Source organism: Brevibacillus choshinensis, assembly GCF_001420695.1.
Lineage (GTDB): Bacteria > Bacillota > Bacilli > Brevibacillales > Brevibacillaceae > Brevibacillus > Brevibacillus choshinensis.
Window position 1 is genome coordinate 1,708,528 of record NZ_LJJB01000007.1, and the last position, 22,537, is coordinate 1,731,064.

14 protein-coding genes and 3 pseudogenes are annotated in these 22,537 nt (G+C 45.0%); all 17 read left to right on the forward strand.

What is annotated here, in order from left to right:
• Nucleotides 1–633: 633 nt before the first annotated feature.
• A pseudogene (locus AN963_RS32485) lies at nt 634–1,548 on the forward strand (sigma-54 interaction domain-containing protein); the annotation flags it as partial.
• A 78-nt stretch (nt 1,549–1,626) separates the two neighbouring features.
• A pseudogene (locus AN963_RS32490) lies at nt 1,627–1,737 on the forward strand (helix-turn-helix domain-containing protein); the annotation flags it as partial.
• A gap of 256 nt (nt 1,738–1,993) precedes the next feature.
• Nucleotides 1,994–3,994 (forward strand): methyl-accepting chemotaxis protein, encoded by a 2,001-nt coding sequence (locus tag AN963_RS08185; protein ID WP_055744002.1) that lies wholly within the window; start codon nt 1,994–1,996, stop codon nt 3,992–3,994.
• A gap of 87 nt (nt 3,995–4,081) precedes the next feature.
• On the forward strand, nt 4,082–5,347 hold the full coding sequence (locus AN963_RS08190) for a flavin-dependent oxidoreductase (RefSeq protein WP_055744003.1): 1,266 nt from the start codon (nt 4,082–4,084) through the stop codon (nt 5,345–5,347).
• A gap of 13 nt (nt 5,348–5,360) precedes the next feature.
• Entirely contained in the window at nt 5,361–5,657 is a 297-nt protein-coding gene (locus AN963_RS08195; RefSeq protein ID WP_055744004.1) for a Dabb family protein, read from the forward strand.
• A gap of 268 nt (nt 5,658–5,925) precedes the next feature.
• Nucleotides 5,926–7,641 (forward strand): sigma-54 interaction domain-containing protein, encoded by a 1,716-nt coding sequence (locus AN963_RS08200; protein WP_083496825.1) that lies wholly within the window; start codon nt 5,926–5,928, stop codon nt 7,639–7,641.
• A gap of 78 nt (nt 7,642–7,719) precedes the next feature.
• Nucleotides 7,720–7,821: pseudogene (locus tag AN963_RS30160) on the forward strand (ATP-binding cassette domain-containing protein); the annotation flags it as partial.
• Between the two features lie 255 nt (nt 7,822–8,076).
• Nucleotides 8,077–9,687: a flavin monoamine oxidase family protein gene (locus tag AN963_RS08210; protein WP_055744006.1), complete on the forward strand. Its 1,611-nt coding sequence runs from the start codon at nt 8,077–8,079 to the stop codon at nt 9,685–9,687.
• A gap of 37 nt (nt 9,688–9,724) precedes the next feature.
• A complete protein-coding gene (gene tatA / locus AN963_RS08215; protein WP_055744007.1) occupies nt 9,725–9,964 on the forward strand; it encodes a twin-arginine translocase TatA/TatE family subunit in 240 nt (79 codons plus the stop codon).
• Nucleotides 9,965–10,008: 44 nt separating this feature from the next.
• Nucleotides 10,009–11,367, forward strand: a complete 1,359-nt coding sequence (locus AN963_RS08220) for an APC family permease (RefSeq protein WP_055744008.1) — start codon at nt 10,009–10,011, stop codon at nt 11,365–11,367.
• 26 nt (nt 11,368–11,393) lie between these two features.
• On the forward strand, nt 11,394–13,016 hold the full coding sequence (locus AN963_RS08225) for an amidohydrolase (RefSeq protein ID WP_055744009.1): 1,623 nt from the start codon (nt 11,394–11,396) through the stop codon (nt 13,014–13,016).
• 165 nt (nt 13,017–13,181) lie between these two features.
• Complete coding sequence (locus tag AN963_RS08230; RefSeq protein ID WP_055744010.1) at nt 13,182–14,549, forward strand: sigma-54 interaction domain-containing protein; 1,368 nt, start codon at nt 13,182–13,184, stop codon at nt 14,547–14,549.
• Nucleotides 14,550–14,685: 136 nt separating this feature from the next.
• The gene (locus AN963_RS08235; RefSeq protein WP_055744011.1) at nt 14,686–16,290 is read left to right on the forward strand and encodes an amidohydrolase; all 1,605 of its coding nucleotides are present in this window, start codon (nt 14,686–14,688) and stop codon (nt 16,288–16,290) included.
• A gap of 937 nt (nt 16,291–17,227) precedes the next feature.
• Nucleotides 17,228–18,406, forward strand: a complete 1,179-nt coding sequence (locus AN963_RS08240) for a thiolase family protein (RefSeq protein ID WP_055744012.1) — start codon at nt 17,228–17,230, stop codon at nt 18,404–18,406.
• 47 nt (nt 18,407–18,453) lie between these two features.
• Nucleotides 18,454–20,043, forward strand: coding sequence for a class I adenylate-forming enzyme family protein (locus AN963_RS08245; RefSeq protein WP_055744013.1), 1,590 nt, complete (start codon nt 18,454–18,456; stop codon nt 20,041–20,043).
• Nucleotides 20,040–21,185: an acyl-CoA dehydrogenase family protein gene (locus AN963_RS08250; protein WP_055744014.1), complete on the forward strand. Its 1,146-nt coding sequence runs from the start codon at nt 20,040–20,042 to the stop codon at nt 21,183–21,185. Before AN963_RS08245 ends, AN963_RS08250 begins: the two co-directional genes overlap by 4 nt.
• 229 nt (nt 21,186–21,414) lie before the next feature.
• A complete protein-coding gene (locus tag AN963_RS08255; protein WP_055744015.1) occupies nt 21,415–22,506 on the forward strand; it encodes a Fe(3+) ABC transporter substrate-binding protein in 1,092 nt (363 codons plus the stop codon).
• The last annotated feature ends 31 nt before the right edge of the window (nt 22,507–22,537 follow it).

The following is a 22,537-nucleotide window of genomic DNA, read 5'->3' on the forward strand; positions in this document are numbered from 1 at the left end:
ACAGACATCACAGCGGCATACGTTGAAGAATTTTGCCGTTTTTTTAATGAACCACTCGCATTGGGTCTGGCGGATTGCGACGGTATTGTCATCCATAACTTTTCACAAGGATTCAACCGGTCTCAGTTGGAGAAAAAAGGTTATCTGGTTGGAACGTCGTGGAGTGAAGAGATGATCGGCACTAATTCAGTCGGTACGGCTTTGATCGAAAAGAAGCCCATTCAAATTCTCGCAGAGGAGCATTATTGCCAAGCTTTGCACAACTTGCTCTGTTCGGCAGTTCCTATTCTTGACCCGATGACCAATCATGTCATCGGCGTGCTTAGTTTTCCGAGGGACAAGGACAAGATCGGATTAAACGAAATGTTTGGATTGATCGATCAGGTCAAGAAGATGGAAAGAGCGATTGGACAGCGAACGGCGGAGTATAATATGCGAGCATTGCATGCGATCCTTAATGCCTCAGAGGAGCCGTTTGTGATCTATGATCGGAACGGGATGGTAACATTTGCGACCGAATATGCCCAAGCATGTTTGGCCATCAGAAAGTGCCAATCCATTTCCATCATGCTTGGGAGAGATCTCATTGCTCTTGGTCAGCAACCGATTATCACCCAACAATTGCCTCAAGAAATGGTGTATCGTTCAACTGATGGAAACGAGTGGAAGGTCAGTTTTCTTCCCTATAAAACGTCAGCAACGCAATATGGGGGAATCGCTACATTTCGGAAAGTAGCGCCCAGAAGCAACCCTAAAAAGCAGAGTGTACATGGAACGCGGTATCGCTTCGATCAAATTATTACTGGCGATCCTGCTATGGATAAAACGATCTCGTTAGCGAAAAAAGCTGCTTTTTCCGAAAAGTCAGTAATCATCACTGGAGAAACGGGAACGGGAAAAGAAATGATTGCTCAATCGATCCATGCGCATGGAGATCGAAAAAATGAACCGTTTGTTGCGATAAATTGCGGGGCTATTCCGAAAGAGTTGTTGGCAAGTGAATTGTTTGGCTATGAGGGTGGATCGTTTACAGGAGCCAAGTCCCAAGGGAAAAAAGGAAAGTTCCTTCTCGCTGAAAAAGGGACAATATTTCTTGACGAAATCGGGGAAATGCCCTTAGATGCCCAATTGTACTTGCTTCGCGTTTTGGAAGAAAGAATGGTTTTTCCCATTGGTGCCCACCATCCTCTACCGATCAATGTTCGTGTGATTGCAGCTACGAATAAGGACTTGCGGAAAGAAGTCAGCAAAGGAAACTTTCGTGAAGACCTTTACTACCGGTTGCAAATCATAACCTTGGATGTCCCAGCTTTACGCAGTCGAAAAATCGATCTGCCGCTTCTGGTCCACCACTTTTTGAGCGGAAATTCCATGACTAGCTCCATTCCCGCCATCTCAAAAGAAGGGTGGGACGCTTTGCAATCCTATTCATGGCCGGGCAACATTCGCCAATTGAAGAATGTGATTGAGCAGGCCGTATTCCAATGTGCGGATGGGATCATTCAACCGGAAGACTTTCCAGAAGAAATTCATCGACAGAAAGAAAGTGAAACGGCGAAGCTTGAAACGGTTGAAACCGCACAATGGACCTATGTGACGAACCGGAAATGCAGCAAAGAGGTTCTTCTAGATGTTCTTACTCAGACAAATGGCAACGTTGCCAAAGCTGCTACCATTTTAAACGTATCGCGGGTAACGATCTATAGGAAAATGAAACAGTACAAAATCAGTATTTAATAGAGACTCCTTCAGTTTTAATAGAAGCACCGAATGAATTGGCATCATACCGTGTAGTGACAAGATGAAGAGAAAGTGGACCATGAATGGTCCGCTTTTTTCTTTTTATACACGTGATCTTTCGTAATAGTCAGCGCTATTCTCTTGGCATGGAGATTGCATCTATTTTCATTAGAAATGAAACTATTATACATGAGTCTATGGAAGGATTCCGCGGTCTACTTTTACACAACTGCTTACTTTTGGGAGGGTCTACATGTACGTAAAGAAGAGTTCACTGAATGTTCAGGTCATAGTCATTTTTATTCTTTTGCTGGTTCTGCCCATATCGGGCATTGGCTACTACCTCTTTCTTACGGTCGATCAGGACTTAGCCGAGTTTGGAAGTGAGCAGATAATGAATACGAGCCACTCCGTTTCACGGCTGATGGATAACGAGGGAAAAGACCTCTTGGCTACCGTTGAGATGAACGCACGTTGGAATGACTTTCGTATCGCAGTAAAAGAAAGAAATGTTCCCTGGATTGAAGGAAACATCAACATCGCAAAAGGGAGCGCATCAAATATTACATTTGTTTATACCTGTGACACAGAAGGCAATATTCTTTCAAAAACCGATGAGATCGCAGGTTTTACTGATAAAGTACCGGCAATTGTTCGCGGTCGAATGAATCAGGAGTCCAAATTTTTCGGGATCGTTCCTGTACACAATGGTGCTGCTTTAATTGCTGCATCCCCAATCTCGGATGAAGCGGGAACAGCGGCACCCACAGGTTGGCTGATTTATGGCCGAAACGTGGACCGCCATATGCTTTATGAAATGAAAGGTACGTTGCAATCAGATATTTCTCTATTGACAGTATCCCATTCATTGTTAACGACAGATTCTACAGTCACACAGGAGCAGCTAGTTCCTTTTCTATCGGAGTCTATATCTGTGAAGGACTACCAGCGGTTGAAATTTTCCGAACTTGATGGAATGGCAAGCGTAGAAATGTATTCCCCGATACGAGATATTTCAGGGGAAATCGTTGCAATCCAGTTAGTCACTCAATCATTAGCAGCCACAACCAAGGTTAAAGAAGAGATAAAAAAAGCAGCCATTATTTCGGGTTCTATTATTCTGGTCTCCCTATTCCTTTTGATGATCATCATACATAAACGCATCATTTTCCCCATTATCCATTTGGCTGGAATCATCAATCATGTTGCCCATGGGGAATTTAGAGCTCAAGTAGACCCACGTCTGGCGAAGCGCAAGGATGAACTTGGAATATTGTACGCGACATTAGCTGTAATGGTAAAGAATATGAGAAATCTGATGCAGAAGATTAATGAAACCGCAAAAGATAATGCCAATCATCTGGTATCGTCCGCAGAGCAGCTCGCTTCAACAGCCGAGCAAACCACAATTTCAAACCAACACATTGTTCTTGCGATACAAGGAATTGCAAGCGGGGCAAAAAAAGTGATCGGCGAGGCTAGTCATTCAAAAGCTTTGATGGATGAAATGAATGAAGGTATAGAGCGAATCACCCAATCATTCTCACTAGTCTTAGAATCAACCTACACCACGACCCAGGAAGCCACGAAAGGCAAAACGATAGTGAGTGACGCTGTTGCACAGATGCAGGCGGTTCATCAGTCTTTCCGGAATCTGGATAAGGTTGTCCGTAGTGTGGGTGAGAACTCTATGGAGATTGAGAAGATTATCCGGTTCATAACGGAGATTGCCTCTCAAACGAATTTGTTGGCATTGAATGCAGCGATTGAAGCGGCAAGGGCAGGAGAACATGGAAGAGGATTCGCAGTTGTGGCAGATCAGATCAGAAAGCTCGCGGAACAAACGGCGGCTTCATCCAATCAAATCAAGCAAATTGTGGAGTCCATGCAGCATCACTCTCAGTCATCTACAAGGGCTGTGTGCGGAGTCAATGAGGATATCACCCAAGGCTTAACCGCTTTTCAAGCTGCGGGCGAGATTTTTCAACGAATTGTGGCATCGGTTCAATTGGTGCATGACCAGAGTAGAGATGTACATGAAACCTCAAAAGCGCTTTCGGTCGCCTCGAAAAAAGTGACGTTTGCCATCGGAAATACCTCCTTTTTCGCCAATGATTCCGTAGAAAACGCTATGAAAGTTGCCTTATCGGCTGAGGAGCAACTGGAGGCATTTAAGGAAGTCAGCGCGTCATCTGAAAGGTTGCAGCTTTCAGCTAACCAGTTACAGCAGGTGTTACAGAATGTGCAAGTATAGGGGGAGTTCCTTGAAACATTCAACCTTGGCATAAATATTGCTTAACAAAAGAGTAAAACCCAATTCAATGTAAAGGATTGATATAGGATGCTGTCTGTCAAAACAGCGATGATTATTGGTGGGGGAATTGGTGGTCTTGTTACAGCATTACAGCTTCATCAGGTCGGGATATCCGTACAAATTTTTGAAAGTGTAGAAGAGATCCGTGAGCTTGGAGTAGGAATTAATTTGCTTCCCCACGCTGTGCGTGTTCTTACCAATCTTGGGTTGGCAGAAGAACTTGCAAATGTGGGACTGCCAACAGCAGAACTGATATACCACAATAAATATGGCCAACAAATCTGGAGCGAACCAAGAGGTATCGCTGCCGGCTATCGATGGCCACAATACTCCCTCCTGCGAGGAAAGCTGCAAATGCTTCTTCTTCATGCAGTCAAAGAACGAATGGGGGAGAAGGCGGTCATCCCAGGTCATCATCTGGCTTCGTTTCAGATTGGCGAGCATGGAGTAGAGGCATCCTTTGTGAATCGCAAAACTGGAGCCCTGTTAGGTTCACGACAAGCAGATATCCTAATCGGAGCTGACGGTATTCATTCAGTTGTACGCCGTAGCTTCTACCCAAATGAAGGAATCCCCAAATTTAGCGGAAGAATGCTTTGGCGTGGTATAACACTGTCTGACTCCTTTCTAACTGGGCGTTCCATGATAATGGCGGGGCATCAGGATCAAAAATTTGTCGCCTACCCAGCCTGCCCTATAGCTGCATCCCAAGGCGCTTCTCTCATTAATTGGATTGCGGAGCTGCGTGTTGGTGGCGATACACCACCGAGGAACGATTGGAATCGTCTCGCTGACAAGCTCGACTTCGCTCCTGCTTTCTCGGATTGGCATTTTGCTTGGTTGGACGTGGAGAAGTTGATCCAAAAGACATCGCTCGTATATGAATTCCCAATGGTGGATCGCGATCCATTGCCACGATGGAGTTTTGAGCGTGTGACTCTTCTCGGTGATGCCGCACATCCAATGTATCCTATCGGATCGAATGGGGCATCGCAGGCGATTCTTGACGCTGAAGCATTGGGACAAGCACTAGTTGGTACCACAGATGCAAAAAGCGCTCTTGCACAATATGAAGAAGTCCGGATGAAACCTACTGCTGCCATTGTGCAAAGCAACAGGGAGATGGGCCCAGAGAAAGTGATGCAAATAGTGGAAGAGCGTGCCCCAAAAGGATATGCAAAACTTGAAGACATTATATCCAGGACGGAACTGGAACAAATCGCTACTCATTACAAACAACTGGCCGGATTTGATCCGAATTTGTTGAACAAACACAGTGCAAATGATAGATGAGAAGGAGCAAAAAATGATTGAACATATCGTATTAATCAAATTTTCACCGAACACATTGAAAGAACAAATCGACGAGGTTATTCAACAAACCAAAGCATTCCGTGGAGTGATTCCGGGAATTATTGACCTTCAAGAAGGACATAACTTTTCAGAACGTAGCCAAGGTTATGACTTGGGGTTGACAGTTCGTTTGGTAAATAAAGAGGCACTTGAAAAGTATCAAGTTCATCCAAAACACAAGGAAGTTCGCAGATATATGGAAGAGATTGGCTTACTCGATATCATTGTGGTCGACTTCGAAATTGATTAGCACGACAAGCTCACTAACAAAGATTCATAGTGATGGATAAGAAATCAGCTTGCTCTCGACAAGTATGCTAAATTGCATCGGAAGTGAAAGAACAGGTTGAAAACCCCCTTGAAACAGCAAAGTTTCGGATTGGCATGTTGCTTGATGACCAGATTCGAACGCACATCAAACAAGGGGGGATTTTCAGTGGCAGATATCGTTGTGCTAGGAGCAGCGGGAGCAGGTGTCCATGTCTGTTTTCCAAAGACCTTGTTAGGGAGGGATCACAATGAACAGGGAGGATTCTCTTTTCGTAGAGGCAGCATGTATTCCATGTCCAGCTTCTTTTGAGGAAGTTGTCTTGGCAGCGATTCAATCAAATGCGAAGTGGTTTGTTCTTACAGCAGAGGAGACGATTATCGGATGCGTACAACGTAAGGCGATTTTTGAAAAACTTCAAAACGCAGGGCTCTCTCGATTGCAATCATTGACCTACAAAGATATTCTCATGGAGGCAGTAGCGGTTCATGAGAGCGATGATATCGATACAATGCTCAAAATGGACAAAGTTGTCGTACTCCAGGATGAAGAGGGTAAGATCAAGGGAGTCGTGGATTGGGAGTTTAACGAACAGCTAAGTGAATTTGGATTGCAAGACAAGTGGATGTTACATGAGTTGCAAGCTGTCTTCCAAAACTTTTATCACAGCATCTTCGTAACGGACGGAAAAGGAACCGTGATCAAGGTTACCGGGCAGGACGATTTGCAATATATCGGAAAAAATGTGTTTGAGCTTGAGCGAGAACGCGCTTTTTACCCTTCCGTCTCCGTGAAAGTATTGCAATCAGGAAAACGGGAAAAATGTTTGCAATACACGCCCACCGGAGAGGTGTTCATGATCGAATCCATCCCCATCACCAATAAGGCGGGCGAAATTGAACGAGTCGTGTCGATCACGAAAGACACGTCGGAAATGAATAAATTGACAACCCAGTTAGATGAGTTGAAAACTCTCTTGGAACGCTACCAGCGCGATGCAAATCGCATGCATCCACCGCAAATCGATGAAAAACCTTTGATCTACAAAAGCAAGGAGATGCAACACCTGATGGAGCGGGTCAAATCCGTTGCATCCGTCGATACCTCCATTCTCATTTTAGGAGAGACAGGTGTAGGCAAGCAGATCGTGGCAAACCGGATACACATAGAGAGCCATCGACGTGACAAGCCTTTTTTCACCGTTAACTGTGGCGCTATACCGGATAATTTGTTGGAATCCGAATTGTTTGGTTACGAAGAAGGGGCATTTTCAGGGGCGCGAAAAGGTGGAAAGCTTGGGATATTTGAGCTTGCGGACAAAGGGACTGTATTTTTGGATGAAATTGGTGAACTTCCACTCCATCTTCAAGTAAAGCTGCTACATGTCCTGCAGGAAAAAACAATCATGAGAGTGGGCGGTGGAAAAGCCAAAAAGGTTGATGTGAGGATCATAACTGCGACGAATCGAAAATTGGAAAAGATGGTTGAAAACGGGACCTTTAGACAAGATCTCTACTATCGAATCAATATTATCCCGATTCATATTCTACCTCTTCGCGATAGAAGAGAAGATATAAGCTCTTTAATCTACCACTTTCTTGATTTTTTTAATAAAAAATACGACAGGAGCGTTCACATCCACGCAAATCAATTGGAACAACTTCTTGCTTATTCTTGGCCCGGGAACGTTCGAGAATTGGAAAATGCCATCGAAAGATTTACAGTTACAGGCCAACTGGACAGCAACATCAAACATGACAAAATTGTTGCACTCAACTTCATTGAAAAGGAAATGGGGATTTCGGACGAAGAGTTTCCTCGGTTACTTACATTTTTAGAAGAAGTTGAAAAAATGATTCTCAAAAAGGCAATGGGAAGGTGTAAGACGACTAGAGAAATGGCCGCTTGCCTTGGAGTAAATCAATCAACTATAGTCAGAAAAATACAAAAATACAAAATTGATTAGAGGTGGAGTATCCCATTGACATAGAGGATAATCAGAACGGAACAAAATGTTTATCGAGGATAATTGGGGTATGCATGGAGGAAGCCACGACTGTCGGGTGGTCAGCAGCAGCGTGTCGCGGTCACACGGGTAATTGTCAATTATCCGTGCGTCTTGCTGCTGGATGAGCCCCTGGAAGCTAATGAACAATGGATGCATTGAAGTGATACTTTTCATCGCATTTATCATCGTGTACGTCACGCTGGATTTAAACAAAAACAAATGTGTTTGTATCCTCAGTAAGAAAAGATGCAAAAAAGCATCAAAAAACGCGATGCATGATGCCTTCTTGTACAGTGAGAAAGCAGATCCAGCGCACAAGGCATGACATGTTGGCGATGGCATCGTTCTTGCGTATTGGGAAATAGAAAGGACAAAACGTTGGGAGGTTCTATAATGGCATCTTCGTCTATCATGCGAAAACTCAAAATGGCTGCGTCGGTTGCGGGAGAGGCTGCAGCGAAAAAGGTCTCAGTTGAGCAAGTAATCGAACAGCGGTTTCAACAAAAGGTCTCACGCAGAGAATTTTTGCAAAATGCCCTGATGGCGACAGCGGTAATGGCAGTGCCTCCAGCCGTTTGGAATCTGGGAACGCGGATCGCTCATGCGAAGACCTCACCGCGTGTCGCAGTGGTGGGTGCCGGACTGGCGGGTTTGACGTGTGCGTACCGGTTGAAACAAGCGGGTATTTTGGCAGATGTCTATGAAGCCTCGACGCGTGTAGGGGGACGTTGTTTTTCAAAAACGGACGGTTTTGCAAACGGACAAATTATTGAACGTGGAGGAGAGTTAATCAACTCGGATCACCAAGCACTATTGCGCATCATTTCTGAGCTGAACTTGCGAGTGGATGACTTATGGGAGGCAGAAAAACCAGGAACCGAGTTTAAATTATATATGAATGGCGACTTCTATTCCCTGGAAGAGATCGGCAATGCGTTCACGGAAATATGGGATAAACTGCAAAAGGATGTACGGAAAGCGGGGTATCCGACGCTATATAACAATTATACAAGAGGGGGATGGGAACTGGACCACATGTCGGTTATCGATTGGATCGAGGAGACAATTCCAAATGGAGTTAACTCAAAATTCGGACATTTAATCGATGTCGCATACATGAGCAGTGTTGGGTTGGAGAGTAAAAATGTAAGCGCGATCACGCTCATAAATGGAATGGGCCAATCCAGCAGAAATGAATTCGAGCCATTCGGCCCTTCTGATGAACGGTACCATGTACGTGGCGGAAACGGTCAAGTTCCCGAAGGATTGGCAAGAATGCTGAAGGATCAAATCTATACTTCCGCACCTCTTAACGCTGTGTCGCAAAACTCAGATGGCTCCTATACGCTGGGGTTTTCGGGAAGCACACAAAATGTAAAGGCGGATCTTGTCGTGCTTGCCTTGCCTGTCGCGACATTGCGTGATGTTGATCTGAGCAGAGCGGGATTCAGAAGATTGAAGCTAACCGCAATTGAAGAAATGGGGGTAGCTACCAACTCAAAGCTGGCCGTCCAATTTACTGACCGTCATTGGGAAGATCTAGGCAGCAGCGGGGCAATCGTTTCAGATGTCTTCCAGAACTCGTGGGATGCGACCCGAGGTCAATCAGGTACTTCAGGCATCCTGATCAATTTTACTGGAGGACCAGCAGGGCTCAGCTTCAAAACCGGTTCACCCAAATCGCATGCGACCGAATTTTTGCAACAAATTGAACCGATGTTGCCAGGGCTCACAGACAAATGGAACGGAAAAGCAACCGTTGATTGTTGGCCCGCCTACAAATGGACGAAGGGCTCTTACTCTTGCTACAAAGTAGGGCAGTACACCAAATTTGGCGGCATTATGGGAGAACCAGAAGGGAACTGCTTCTTTGCAGGCGAGCATACCTCTCTGCAGTATCAGCAGTTCATGAATGGTGCAGTTGAAACAGGAGAACGCGCAGCGCAGGAAGTGCTGTCCCGCTTGCAAGAAACAGCTTCTATCTCAACCGAACAAAGAGTTTGAAAAGAATGACAACCCTCAGGAGAGGAATCGATGCGCAATGTTATCTAGCATTGGGATACCTGGTTTGATTTTGATTTTGGTCATCGTCCTTATCCTGTTCGGCCCCAGAAAACTGCCTGAAATCGGGAAAGCTGTTGGCCGGACGTTAACCGAATTCAAATCGGCAACGAGAGATCTGACGAGAGATGAGAACGACGGAAAACGTGGTCCTGCGATACAAGTGGAGACAGCAGCTACCTCGCCTGGTAAACCCGACAATACGAAGACGATGAGCTGAGGAACAACACCATTCTTTATTCCCTGTACAAAGGAGGTTACATCATGCAAACACCGGTTCTGAAAAGATCACTTTCCCTTTTTCACGTCGTGATTTTTGGTGTCTCCTATATGGTTCCGGTTACCGTTTTCACAACTTATGGGGTAGCCACTCAGGTATCTCAAGGGATGCTCCCCGCAGCCTATGTATTTACTTTGCTAGCGATGGTATTTACTGCGTATAGCTACGGGAGAATGGTGAAAGTTCTGCCGAGTTCCGGCTCTGCGTATACGTATACGCAAAAGGCGTTTAACCCGCATATTGGTTTTTTGGTGGGATGGGCTATTTTAATGGACTATTTATTCATGCCAATGCTTAACTATCTAGTTGGCAGCATGTATTTGTCATCGTATTTTCCAACAGTTCCCCCGTCACTTTGGATCGTTGTACTCATCTTGATTACCACGGTCATCAGCATTTTTGGAGTAAAGCTAGCGACCACGATAAACGGGTTAATCATTCTTTATCAATACCTCTTCCTCATTGTCTTTGTTGGTTTGTCCATCCATGGAATCCTAAATGGAATAGGAACAGGAACACTTCTGTCCATCAAGCCATTCTATAATCCTGAAGTTCCAATTTCATCTGTAATCTCGGCCGCCTCTATTCTTTGTCTCTCTTTCCTTGGATTTGATGCGGTTACAACCGTATCAGAAGAAACGATTCAACCAGAAAAAAATATTCCGAAAGCCATCGTGATCATCACCTTGCTATGCGGAGGACAGTTTATCTTTATTTCGTATATTGGGCACATGATTTTTCCAGACTATCATCTGTTTCAAAATGCTGACACCGCATCAGCGGAATTGATGACGTTTATTGGCGGAAATTTGTTAAACTCCATTTTCATTGCGGGGACCGTACCGATCGTTTTGGCCGTAAATCTTGTGACCAAAGCGAGTGTGACCCGTATTTTATATGCAATGGGACGAGATTCCGTTCTACCTCCTAAAGTGTTTGGCTATATTCATCCCAAGTTCAAGACTCCTGTATTCAACATTGTGATAGTGGGCCTTCTATCGTTGACAGCTTTGTTTGTTGATTTGGTCACAGCTACCTCGTTCATCAACTTTGGGGCGCTGGTTGCTTTCACTTTTGTGAATTTGTCCGTTATTGCCTGGTATGTAGTTAGGCACAAACGCCGTTCACCCAAAGATCTGCTCCAGTTTCTCATTCTCCCACTAATCGGTGCAGGCTTCACGTTCTGGTTATGGGCGAATCTGGATTATCATTCGTTAACGCTTGGAGCCATTTGGGTCGGACTCGGCTTCCTCTATCTTCTGTATCTGACGAGGATGTTTACCAAACGGCCACCAGAGCTAGATTTTAGTGAAGTAGAAGCAGAGAAAGAGGTAGGAGCATAATGCATAAACAAAGGAGAGTAGAAGAAATGGAGCCAAATCAAAAAGCAACGATTGTACTATCCAGCAATGCCGTATTCACCGGTTTGCATGATCATCCTATACCTGCGTCGATTGCTATAACGGCAAACGAAATCGTTGCTGTCGGTACCGAGTCGGATATCAAACCCTGGATTGGAAGTGAAACGAAAGTTTACCATTTTGGAGATCAATTGATCATGCCTGGTTTCCATGATTTTCATGTACATGTCATCATCGGGAGTCTTTTTAAGGATAGTGTCAATCTTTTTCATGCTCGTTCGGAAGAGGAAGCAGTCGAGCTCGTTCGTCGGCACGCCGAATCTAGACCGAATGAAGAGTGGATCATAGGGACGAGTTGGGATTCCAGCCATTGGGAGAGCAATACTCTTCCCCATCGCTCCTCGCTGGATCGCGTGTTTCCTGACCGGCCGGTTTTTCTACCACATTATGAGGGACACTTTAGCTGGGTAAACAGCAAAGCATTGGAAATGTTGAAGATCAATCGCTACACAGAAAATCCTCCTTTTGGGGAAATCGCCAAGGATGAGAAAGGGGAGCCAACTGGAATCTTATACGAACAAGCAAGCCAATTGGTGGCGAATGTGGCTTTTCAAGTCTCTCATGAAAAAAACCAAAGCTTGTTCAAGGATTTTCTTTCCTATGCGGCAAGGCTAGGAGTAACATCCGTTAATGATCTCTACGCGATGGGAAAGGACAGATTATTCGAACACTTCGATTTGTACAGGGAGTTTGATGAAAAAAATGAGCTCTCCGTTCGCATCCACGTATTTCCTGCTCTCAATGGAGAATTGGAGCGTGCCAAAGAGGTGCGAGATGCGTATCGATCAGACAAATTACAGATAGCTGGCTTAAAACAGTTCGTTGATGGAGTGGTAACTGGACATACAGCGTATATGCTGGACCCGTACTCCGACTACCCTGAGACAAGAGGGGAAACGACATTTCCTGCGGATACACTAAAAAAATGGATAGTCGATGCCGATGCACAGGACTTTCGCATACGACTGCATGCTCTTGGAGATGGAGCCGTACGTTTAGCCTTGGATGCTTACGAAGAAGCCCAAAAGATGAACGATAAAAAAGACTCACGCCATGCGATCGAGCATATCGAGGTCATTCATCCCGACGATATCCCTCGTTTTCATGAGCTTGGGGTAATTGCTTCCATGCAGCCGGAACATTTGGCTGCAGCGGAAAGAAGCATGTATGTAGAGAGAATCGGAAAGGAACGGGAAAAATACACATTCCCGCTTCATTCGTTACAGAGAGCAGGCGCTACTTTGGCTTTGGGGAGCGACTTTCCGGTCGTCTCATTAGAACCTATGCTGGAGATATATCGTGCCGTAACAAGAATCGATAGCAGCGGTCAGGAAGTATGGAATCCCGAAGAGCGCATCACGCTGGCGGAAGCCTTGAGAGCCTATACGTTACATTCGGCATACGGCAACGCCCGGGAACATGAACTAGGTTCAATTGAACCAGGAAAGCTGGCCGATTTAATTGTTCTGGACGCGAATCTATTTGCGATTCCGGAAAGTGAGATCAAAGACTCAAAGGTGATCCTGACCATTGTAGACGGGAAAATCGTATATGAGGCAGGGGCTGTCTAGTCAATCTAATAACGTATGAGAAACAGGCTGTTGACGACTAAGTGTCAACAGCCTGTGCTATTGGGAGGTACGGTCCTATCCTATAGCCGCCTTTTGATTGAAGAAAGTGGAAGTGGATGTTATGTTATTCCTGTACGATTCTACGTATGGGGGAGGTAATGGGGCGTGGTTGTTTCAAAAGAGTGGGATACATTGCTTGATCTAATCTCGGATGGCGTCATCATTACAGACCATAAAGGAACGATCCTGAAAGCAAATATAGCGTACGAACGGATTGTTAACAGAAAACCGGAAACCTTGGTTGGTAAAAACATCAGTGAGCTGGTCGAGGACGGGACGATCCCCGAATCCAGTACGCTGAAAGTATTGCAGTCTAGGCAAAGAGTGACATTATTTCACGAAAACACCGAAAAGGACTTGGTCTACACCGGCACACCCATGTTTAACGAGCAAAATGAAATCGTAGCGGTTGTGAATTGTGTTCGCGACATGCGGGAATTGAATGAGCTCAAAAGAACCGTAACGGAAATAAAACAGGTAAACCAGGAATATCGAGAACAGCTTGAATATTTTCGCGGGCGAGAGATCAAAATTGAGGGACTCATTGCGGAAAGCAGGGAAATGCAGCATGTTTTAACCTTGTCAACAAAAGTGGCACCACTCGATTCCGCAGTGATGCTTCGCGGCGAATCAGGCGTGGGCAAAGAGGTGATTGCGAAGTTTATACATTCCCGCAGCAAACGGGCTTCCGATGCGTTTATCAAGGTAAACTGTGGTGCTATTCCCGAAAACCTAATGGAGAGTGAGTTTTTCGGATACGAGGCAGGAGCGTTTACAGGCGCAGGCAAGGGGGGAAAACCCGGCTTTTTTGAATTGGCTGATAAAGGAACACTTTTACTGGATGAAATCGGTGATATGCCGCAGGAGCTACAGGTGAAACTGCTACGGGTACTCGAAGACAGAGAGTTTCGCCGAATTGGTGGAGTAAAAACGGTTCACTCGGATGTTCGTATAATCGCAGCAACCAACCAACCGTTAGAAGAGCTCGTAGAGCAAAAGAAGTTTCGAAAGGATTTGTATTACCGCCTCCAGGTGTATCCGATTGATATCCCTCCTTTGAGGGAGCGAACAGCTGATATCCCGATTTTGATCGAGTATTACCTGAATAAGTTTCGGGAGAGATATGGAACACCCACCCGGATCAGTCCTGAAGCGGTTTACATTCTGTTGCGATACAAATGGCCGGGAAACATCAGAGAAGCTATCAATCTGCTGGAACGACTTGCAATCATCTGTTCAAACGGGGAAATCTTACCGGAACACTTGCCACGGGAAATAACGGATGGTCTCCGCCAGATCAAACCAGCGTATTTCAAAGAGCAATTGGAATTGATAGAGTTTCAGGAATTGCAACGGGCATTACAGCAGCACGGCTCAACAAGAAAGGCAGCAGAGTCACTTCAAATGAGTAAGACAACATTTATTCGAAAATTGAAAAAGTACGAATGGCAGTTCAAGGTGGACCATTCGTGATCTCAATCGGACCAAAAACGGTCCGTTTTTTTTATGTTACTTTTTGATTTCACAGTAAATTGAATTCTTTTAACTTCGGCATAAGTCTTGCAAAACAAACAGGTAGCTTTACCAATCAGAGTAGGGAGGTTTACGAATGCCGGACATCGTGTTTCTTCATGGTGAGGTTATTACCGTTGATCAACAAAATCGAATTTTGGAAGCGATTGCAGTAAAAGCGAATCGGATTATTGCTATTGGTACATCAGAGGAAATACAGCGGCTTGTTGGTCCGGAGACTACGGTCGTCGATTTACAAGGGAAAAGCGTGCTGCCGGGATTTATCGATTCCCATTTGCATTTGTCCTCATACGGTATCGACAAATTGGGCGTAAGCTGCAAAGCCCCCCACATCGAGTCGCTGCAGGATATCTTTCATGATCTGCATGAAAAAGCATCAGGTCTTCCGGCAGGAAAATGGGTGAGGGCTTGGGGCTTCAATGAGACAAAAATCACAGAACAGCGGTATCCAACGCGGGAGGAATTGGACAGGATTTCAATGGAGCATCCGATTATTATCATCCGCGCGTGCAATCACATCTCCGTGGTGAATTCAAAGGCGTTGGAAATACTCTCGATTCACAATGATACACCCGATCCGAAGGGGGGTATCATTGAAAGAAACAGCAGGGGAGAGCTTACAGGACGTTTACTTGAAACGGCCCACTTTCAAATCGCCAAAAAAGTAGCCTATTCCGAAGAAGAGAAGTCCCATGCTTTGGCGCTGGCGTCTGCCGATTATGTCGCAGCAGGCATTACCAGCATTCATGACGCAGGCTGCAATGACGCCGACAGCTTTCGGGTCATGCACCAAGCAGTCCGAAATGGCTTGGTCAAAGTTCGCATTTATGCGATGGTCTGTACGATGGACAGTCCCGAAGCATTTTTGGAAAGCATGATCGCTGCCGGAATGACAACAGGAGTAGGTAATGACCGGTTCAAAATCGGCCCTGCGAAGCTATTCACAGATGGAAGTAGCAGTGGTCCCACCATTGCAACCCGCAAACCGTATACAAGTAACCCGGAAGATTACGGTATTCTGTACTATGCACAGGAAGAATTGAACCGTCGTTTGGGGGAAGCCCATAGAAAAGGGTTTCAGATTACCGCACACGCTCAAGGAGATCGTGCTGTTGAGATGGTGTTGAATTGCATCGAAGCAGCTATGCAGGAGTATCCTCGACCGGATGCCCGTCCCCGTATCGAACATGCCGGAGTTTCGGAGCCAGATTTGCTAGCGCGAATGAAACAACTTGGTGTCGTTCCGATTCCCAATCCAGCCTTTTTCTACGAGTACGGTGAAGGCTACGTCCGCAATTATGGAGACCGCGTCAATCACATGTATCCGCTGCGGGATTTTTGTGAAAACGACATCTTTGCGGCAATTGGGTCAGATAGTCCAGTTACCGATTACCGTCCGTTATTTGGAATTCAGGCAGCAGTTACCCGCAAAAGCAAACAGGGACAGGAGATTGGTCACAATCAAACGATTTCGGTCATGGAGGCGATACGGGCCTACACTTGGAACGGAGCATACGCCAGCTTTGACGAGCACTGCAAAGGGAGCATCGAGGCGGGAAAACTGGCGGATCTGGTCATATTGGACGGTAGCATTCTACAAGCCACTCCCGACACCATCGCCGACCTCTCCGTGCACCTGACGATGATTGATGGTGATATCGTCTATCGAGCAGGATCCTGAGTGCAAGGATCACCCGTTTGAAAGCTTTCACAAGGCTTGCATGTGTTAAGTGATAATAAAGTAATAGACCGGAATTCCTTATCGATTAAGGAGTTCCGGTCATTTTGATCTTTAAAATATCAATAATAGTTTTAGACTCAATGTGGCCTTGAAGAGAGTTGTTTAAGAAAATCGAATAATAAAGTTGTAGACTGCTTATTGAACTATTGATACCCGTTAATAATATTTGTTCTTTTGTTGAAGCCAGTCGACAATTACGTTATTGAAGGAACGGTAACTCACAATAATCACCGTCATCTGCACATGGATTGATAATCGCAAGCGTTTAAAAATTAGCTATGGTGGATTACACGAGAAAAGGAAATAAAGATCCAAACAATGAAAATTATGTAAAAGACAAGAAAAACGTCGAAAGACATCGTCTACTACGACGCTGTCTTTTTTTACAAATAGTGTGCAGAGGGTTAATCGTCACACCCTGTTGAGGAAGCCGGACTTACTGAAAATCTATCACCGCATATAACAAGGTTATCAACAAATCCCCAACTTAATCCATACGGTTGCCCCTGGTGTCAGCGACGCTGATACTACACCTTGTCCTCTGTTTTGACAACTTTATTCATGTCTGTCAATCTTCCTTCATACATTTTTAAACATAAAGACTTTTTTTAACCAAATAGTCAATTTCGGTACATTCTAATAATAATGTCCGTGCCAATCCTAAATCCATCGGGAGGGCTGGAGGTCAAAAGACAACCGATTGTGGCGACAGGGCTGGGCCAAATTGTAGAGCTGATCTAGCAGCTCCGCAGGCCCGCGGGAGAGAGGCAGGTCGTGGGTGCAAAAACAGCGTTGGCTCAAAACGCTAGAGTCCATCTTGGAAATGAAAACGCCGTTTGCAGTTTGACGATACTGGCAAATAAAAGGAGACGAGTGGATGAACAAGATTGCGGTTGTAGGGTACAAACGGACGGCTATTGGAAAATTTGGCGGCGTTTTCAAAAATGTGTCGGGTGTTGAACTGGGAATAACGTCAATTCGCGCTGCACTTGAAGAAAGTGGAGTAAAGGGAGATGAGGTGGATGAAGTAGTGATGGGCGTTTGCTGGCAAGCTGGTCAGAAAGCAAATCCTGCCCGGCAAGCTGCGATCGGTGCCGGGATCAGAATCGAGGCGCCTGCGGTATCGATTAATCAGCAATGTTCTTCAGGGATTCGAGCCGTTGATATTGGGGCGGATCAGATTATTTTGGGAAAGGCGAAAGTAGTAGTGGCCGGTGGCTTTGAAAGCATGAGCAGTGTGCCATACATTGATCGCACTGGTCGTTGGGGGCACAGAAGAGGGACGGTGATGATGGATGACAGCTTATATTATGATGGATTGGATGATGCCTTTTCCGGTCTGAATATGGGGAATACTGCGGAAACGGTCGGAAAACAGGCTCATCTTTCACGAAAGGCAGTCGATATTTTCGCAGTAGAAAGCCAAGAGAAGGCGGCAAGAGCGATAGGTAAATCGCGTTTTGCAATTGAGATTGTGCCATATACAATGAAAGCGAAAAAAGCGGAGCTGATTATAGATCAAGATGAAAATCCACGTAGTACCACGCTGGATTCCCTAAGTGAATTAAAACCTGCCTTCCAGGCGGAAGGTATTTGTACAGCAGGCAATTCCCCTCCTTTAAGTGATGGAGCGGCAGCGATTGTCCTGATGGATTCTGAATTTGCGAAAGAAAAGGGACTTAAGATCCTAGGGTATTATGTCGGGGCAGTTTCGGTTGGAGTGGATCCGGAAATGATGGGGATCGGGCCAGTTCCTGCCGTTAGGGAATTATTGAGGAAATACTCCCTCTCATTGGATGATATTGACTTTCTGGAAATAAATGAGGCATTTGGTGCGCAAGCCTTAGCCTGCATAAAAGAACTTGCCTTCCCATTAGAAAAAGTAAATGTGAATGGAGGCGCTATTGCGCTTGGGCATCCCCCCGGTATGACAGGTACGCGATTGATTGGTACGTTGGTCCATGAATTGAGGCTTACGAAAAAGAAATTTGGAATTGCTACCTTGTGCGCAGGCGGAGGGCCGGCTATCGCAGCCTTAATTCAATCTGCTGATTAGTAGGTATGCTTCAGATGCTTCTATTTTGAAAGAAAGTGGTGCTGCCAATGAATATGAGAACCATGCTGGAAACGGTAGCTTCTAAAAATCCTGAAAAGCTTGCGATGATTGATGAACGGACCCAATTGACGTTTGCCCAATTCCTGCAACGGACTTATCGTCTCGGTAACGCTCTTCATCATCTCCACTTTTACCACGGTGATAGAATTGCCATTTTAATGAAAAACAGAGCAGAATATTTCGAAATTTACTTTGGGGTGTCCGGAATTGGTGGAATTGTTGTACCATTGAATACCCGCTTGGGCTTAGCCGAAATTTTATATATTTTGCGGCATTCAGGAGCGACTGCACTCGTATATGAAGATGTCTTTGGTGAGGTGGTTCAACAGATCAAATTACAGGAAAAGGGATTAAAGCACTTCATTTGTGTTGGCAAGCCGGATGAGGACTACAATTATGAAGACTTGATCCAAGAAGGTTCCCACGAGCCACCGATGAGTGAAGCACTGGAAGAAGATGTTGCGTTTCTTTGTTACACGAGTGGGACAACAGGTTACCCAAAAGGTGCCATGATTACGCATAAAAATGTTGTAACTATGTGCAGTAACCAATTGGTGGAATTGCCTCGCAATCGCGACGAGATTGGGATGGTCCTCTTCCCGTTTTTCCATATTGGAGTTGTAACGGCTTTTAATAAAATATCGAATGGAATAACAAGCGTTTATTGCGACTTCGAGCCACACAAGGTAGCCGGCTTCATCCAAAAGTATCGAATCAGTGATGTTGAAATTCCGGCCACACCATTGCGGATATTTGTGAATACACAAGGGATTGAACATTATGACATTTCCAGCTTGAAAGTAATGATGACGGGTGGCGGGTTTTCCTCGATAGATACACTTAGAAAGCTGTTTAATCTGTTTAATCCTGACCATGACCTTCGTGTCGCCAATGTATATGGAATGACAGAGAATACCGCTCATGTCATGAGCAATGTCATTACTCCTAACAACATTGATAAAGCGATCGAGAAAATGGAAGCGCTTCCCGGAATCAAAGCATCGGGCTTAGGTGCAGGGAAGCCAATTTATGGAATTCAGGCAAGGGTGGTTAATGAAGACGGTCAACCTGTTGCTGTGAATACCGTCGGTGAGATCGTCGTGAAGGGCGATACGGTGATGAAGGGCTATTGGCAACAATCAAAGATAACCAGGGAGGTATTGCGAAACGGCTGGTACCATACTGGGGATTTAGGTCTGCAGCTGGAAGATGGCGATTTTTTCGTGATGGATCGAAAAAATTACAAAATCGTGACTGGAGATGAAAATGTCTATCCTGCCGAAGTGGAAAGTGTCCTTCGAGATCATCCTGCCATTCAAGATGTTGCTGTTATTGGAGTTCCTGATGAGAAGTGGATGGAAATTGTCAAAGCGGTGGTTGTGCTGGTTCCAGAGGCGAGTGTAACCGAAGAAGAGCTGAAGGGTTTTTGTCAAGGTAAGATAGCGAATTATAAAATCCCTAAGTCGTTTGATTTTATTGATAAATTGCCTGTGAATGCGGCCGGAAAAGTATTAAAGCACCAATTAAAATCCAGTTCACAAGCTGTAGGTGAGAGTAAAAATGGAGGTCGCAAATGACTGAAAATTGGAGAGACAATCAGGAGATCCGTATATTCCGCGATTCACTGCGCAAATTTCTGGAGAAAGAAGGGATTCCTTATTTCAACGACTGGGAAGAGCAACGAATGATCCCCCGTGAATTTTGGCTCAAAATGGGGAAGAACGGATTCTTGTGCCCTTGGGTGGAAGAAGAATACGGTGGACTTGGCGTTGGATTTGAGTATTCAATCATCATCAGTGAAGAGACAATGAAAGTGGGTGCCGGGATGCTCGGCATCGCTCTACATTCGGATATGGTCGTTCCTTACATAGCATCTTATGGAACGCAAGAACAAAAACGAAGATGGCTGCCAAAATGTATAACAGGAGAATTTGTGACGGCGATTGCGATGTCTGAACCTGGTACAGGGTCTGATTTAGCTGCGATAAAAACCACATCTGTTCGTGCTGGTGACTTCTACATTGTAAATGGGAGTAAAACGTTTATCTCCAATGGATTGTGCAGCGACATTGTGGTTGTTGCCTGCAAAACAGAACAGACCAATGGGCATAAAGGGATCAGTTTGCTCGTTGTGGAGGAAGGGACTCCAGGCTTTCAGCGGAGTCGGAAATTGAAAAAAATAGGCTTGCATAGTCAAGATACAGCAGAATTAATTTTTCAAGATTGCCGCATTCCTGCCAGCAATTTGTTGGGCGAAGAAGGACAGGGTTGGAAATATCTCATGAGCAAATTGCAACAAGAACGCATTATCGTAGCGCTTGAAGCTCAAATAATGGCAGAAGGTGCTCTTCAATTAGCAATTGACTACAGTAAGAACCGTACTGCTTTTGGCAAGCCCATTAGTCAATTTCAGCATAATGCATTCAAAGTGGCGGAAATGGCGACAGAAGTAAAAATTGGTCGGCAATTTCTTGAACATTTATTAATCAATCACATGAAAGGGAAGGATGTTGTAACAGAGGTATCGATGGCCAAGTGGTGGATTACGGAAATGTGCAACCGTGTCGTCTACCAGGCACAGCAATTGCACGGTGGATACGGATATATGGAAGAGTATGAAATTGCACGTTATTTTCGCGATACCCGGGCCCAGACTATGTACGCGGGTTCAACAGAAATTATGAAACAGATTATAGCGAAGAAGATAGGGCTTTTGTAGAGATTGATGGCTTTTTGGTCGATTCTATTGAAATGTTACAGGGTGAAGTTCTGTACTTGGTAAAGCGACAGCGAGAATGGTCGTTGAAAACGGAGGGAAAGTGGCCATACTAGACTAATCATGATGTTATTATATAATTATATGTTGACATGCAGAGTGAAAACAATTATCATAATTTTTGTTGATAATGAGAATTGTTTTCATAAATTTGCAGGGGGAATTAACCATCATGAAGCGTAGAAAAGTACTCACCACTATGTTTGCAACCGTAATGGCTGCTAGTCTACTTGCTGGATGCGGCACAGGGTCCAAGGAGCAAGCACAGCCAGAACAGAAGGAAAGCGGTAATACTTCCAAACCTGCACAAGAACAGGTAGTTAATCTATATACGGCGAGACACTATGAAGTGGATGACGTTCTCTATAAAAACTTTACCGATAAAACGGGCATCAAGGTGAACGTAGTAAAAGGGAAAGCGGAAGAATTGATTGAACGGCTGAAGCGTGAAGGACAAAACTCGCCTGCGGACCTGTTCATTACTGTGGATGGCGGAGTATTGAACAATGCAAAGCAAAACGGTGTACTGCAGCCTGTACAATCAGACGTAATCGAACAACAAGTACCGAAACAGCTTCGCGATCAAGATAATGAATGGATCGGCCTTTCTACACGCGCCCGTGTTATCGTTTACTCCAAGGATCGTGTGAAGCCGGAACAACTCTCTACATATGAAGATTTGGCTGCAGATAAATGGAAAGGAAAAGTGCTGGTTCGTTCTTCCACTAGTCTGTATAACCAATCGCTCGTAGCCTCGATGATAGAGCTGAATGGTGAGCAAAAAACAGAAGAGTGGGCAAAAGGAATGGTAACGAATATGAGTCGTACCCCAGAAGGCGGCGACCGTGACCAAGCGAAAGCAATTGCGGCCGGTGTAGGCGATGTAGCAATCATGAACACGTATTATGTGGGACAAATGGTTAATTCCAAGGACCCTGAAGAAGTAAAAGCGAGTGAAAAAATCGGCGTATTCTTCCCAAACCAGAGCACAACAGGAACACATGTGAATGTGAGTGGGGCTGGACTCACTAAGCACAGTAAAAATAAAGATAACGCAGTGAAGCTGGTCGAATACTTGACATCCGAGGAAGCGCAGGCGCTCATGTCTAAAGAGAACTTTGAGTTCCCGGTAAACGAGAAGGCTGAAAAACCGGAGCTACTGAAATCGTGGGGCGATTTTAAAACACAGCAAATTGATTTTAGCAAACTGGGTGAGCACAATAAAAAAGCCATCGAGATCATGAATAAAGTGGGCTGGAAATAAGATGAGCTTCAAAACCGTTTTACGAAATATA

Excerpts from the sequence above, each read along its gene's own strand:
- AN963_RS08250 (WP_055744014.1), top strand. The coding sequence starts at position 20,040 with ATGACTGAAAATTGGAGAGACAATCAGGAGATCCGTATATTCCGCGAT.
- AN963_RS08190 (WP_055744003.1), top strand. The coding sequence starts at position 4,082 with ATGCTGTCTGTCAAAACAGCGATGATTATTGGTGGGGGAATTGGTGGT.
- AN963_RS08220 (WP_055744008.1), top strand. The coding sequence starts at position 10,009 with ATGCAAACACCGGTTCTGAAAAGATCACTTTCCCTTTTTCACGTCGTG.
- AN963_RS08210 (WP_055744006.1), top strand. The coding sequence starts at position 8,077 with ATGGCATCTTCGTCTATCATGCGAAAACTCAAAATGGCTGCGTCGGTT.
- AN963_RS08185 (WP_055744002.1), top strand. The coding sequence starts at position 1,994 with ATGTACGTAAAGAAGAGTTCACTGAATGTTCAGGTCATAGTCATTTTT.
- AN963_RS08255 (WP_055744015.1), top strand. The coding sequence starts at position 21,415 with ATGAAGCGTAGAAAAGTACTCACCACTATGTTTGCAACCGTAATGGCT.
- AN963_RS08235 (WP_055744011.1), top strand. The coding sequence starts at position 14,686 with ATGCCGGACATCGTGTTTCTTCATGGTGAGGTTATTACCGTTGATCAA.
- AN963_RS08195 (WP_055744004.1), top strand. The coding sequence starts at position 5,361 with ATGATTGAACATATCGTATTAATCAAATTTTCACCGAACACATTGAAA.
- AN963_RS08240 (WP_055744012.1), top strand. The coding sequence starts at position 17,228 with ATGAACAAGATTGCGGTTGTAGGGTACAAACGGACGGCTATTGGAAAA.
- AN963_RS08245 (WP_055744013.1), top strand. The coding sequence starts at position 18,454 with ATGAATATGAGAACCATGCTGGAAACGGTAGCTTCTAAAAATCCTGAA.
- AN963_RS08225 (WP_055744009.1), top strand. The coding sequence starts at position 11,394 with ATGGAGCCAAATCAAAAAGCAACGATTGTACTATCCAGCAATGCCGTA.
- AN963_RS08200 (WP_083496825.1), top strand. The coding sequence starts at position 5,926 with ATGAACAGGGAGGATTCTCTTTTCGTAGAGGCAGCATGTATTCCATGT.
- tatA (WP_055744007.1), top strand. The coding sequence starts at position 9,725 with ATGTTATCTAGCATTGGGATACCTGGTTTGATTTTGATTTTGGTCATC.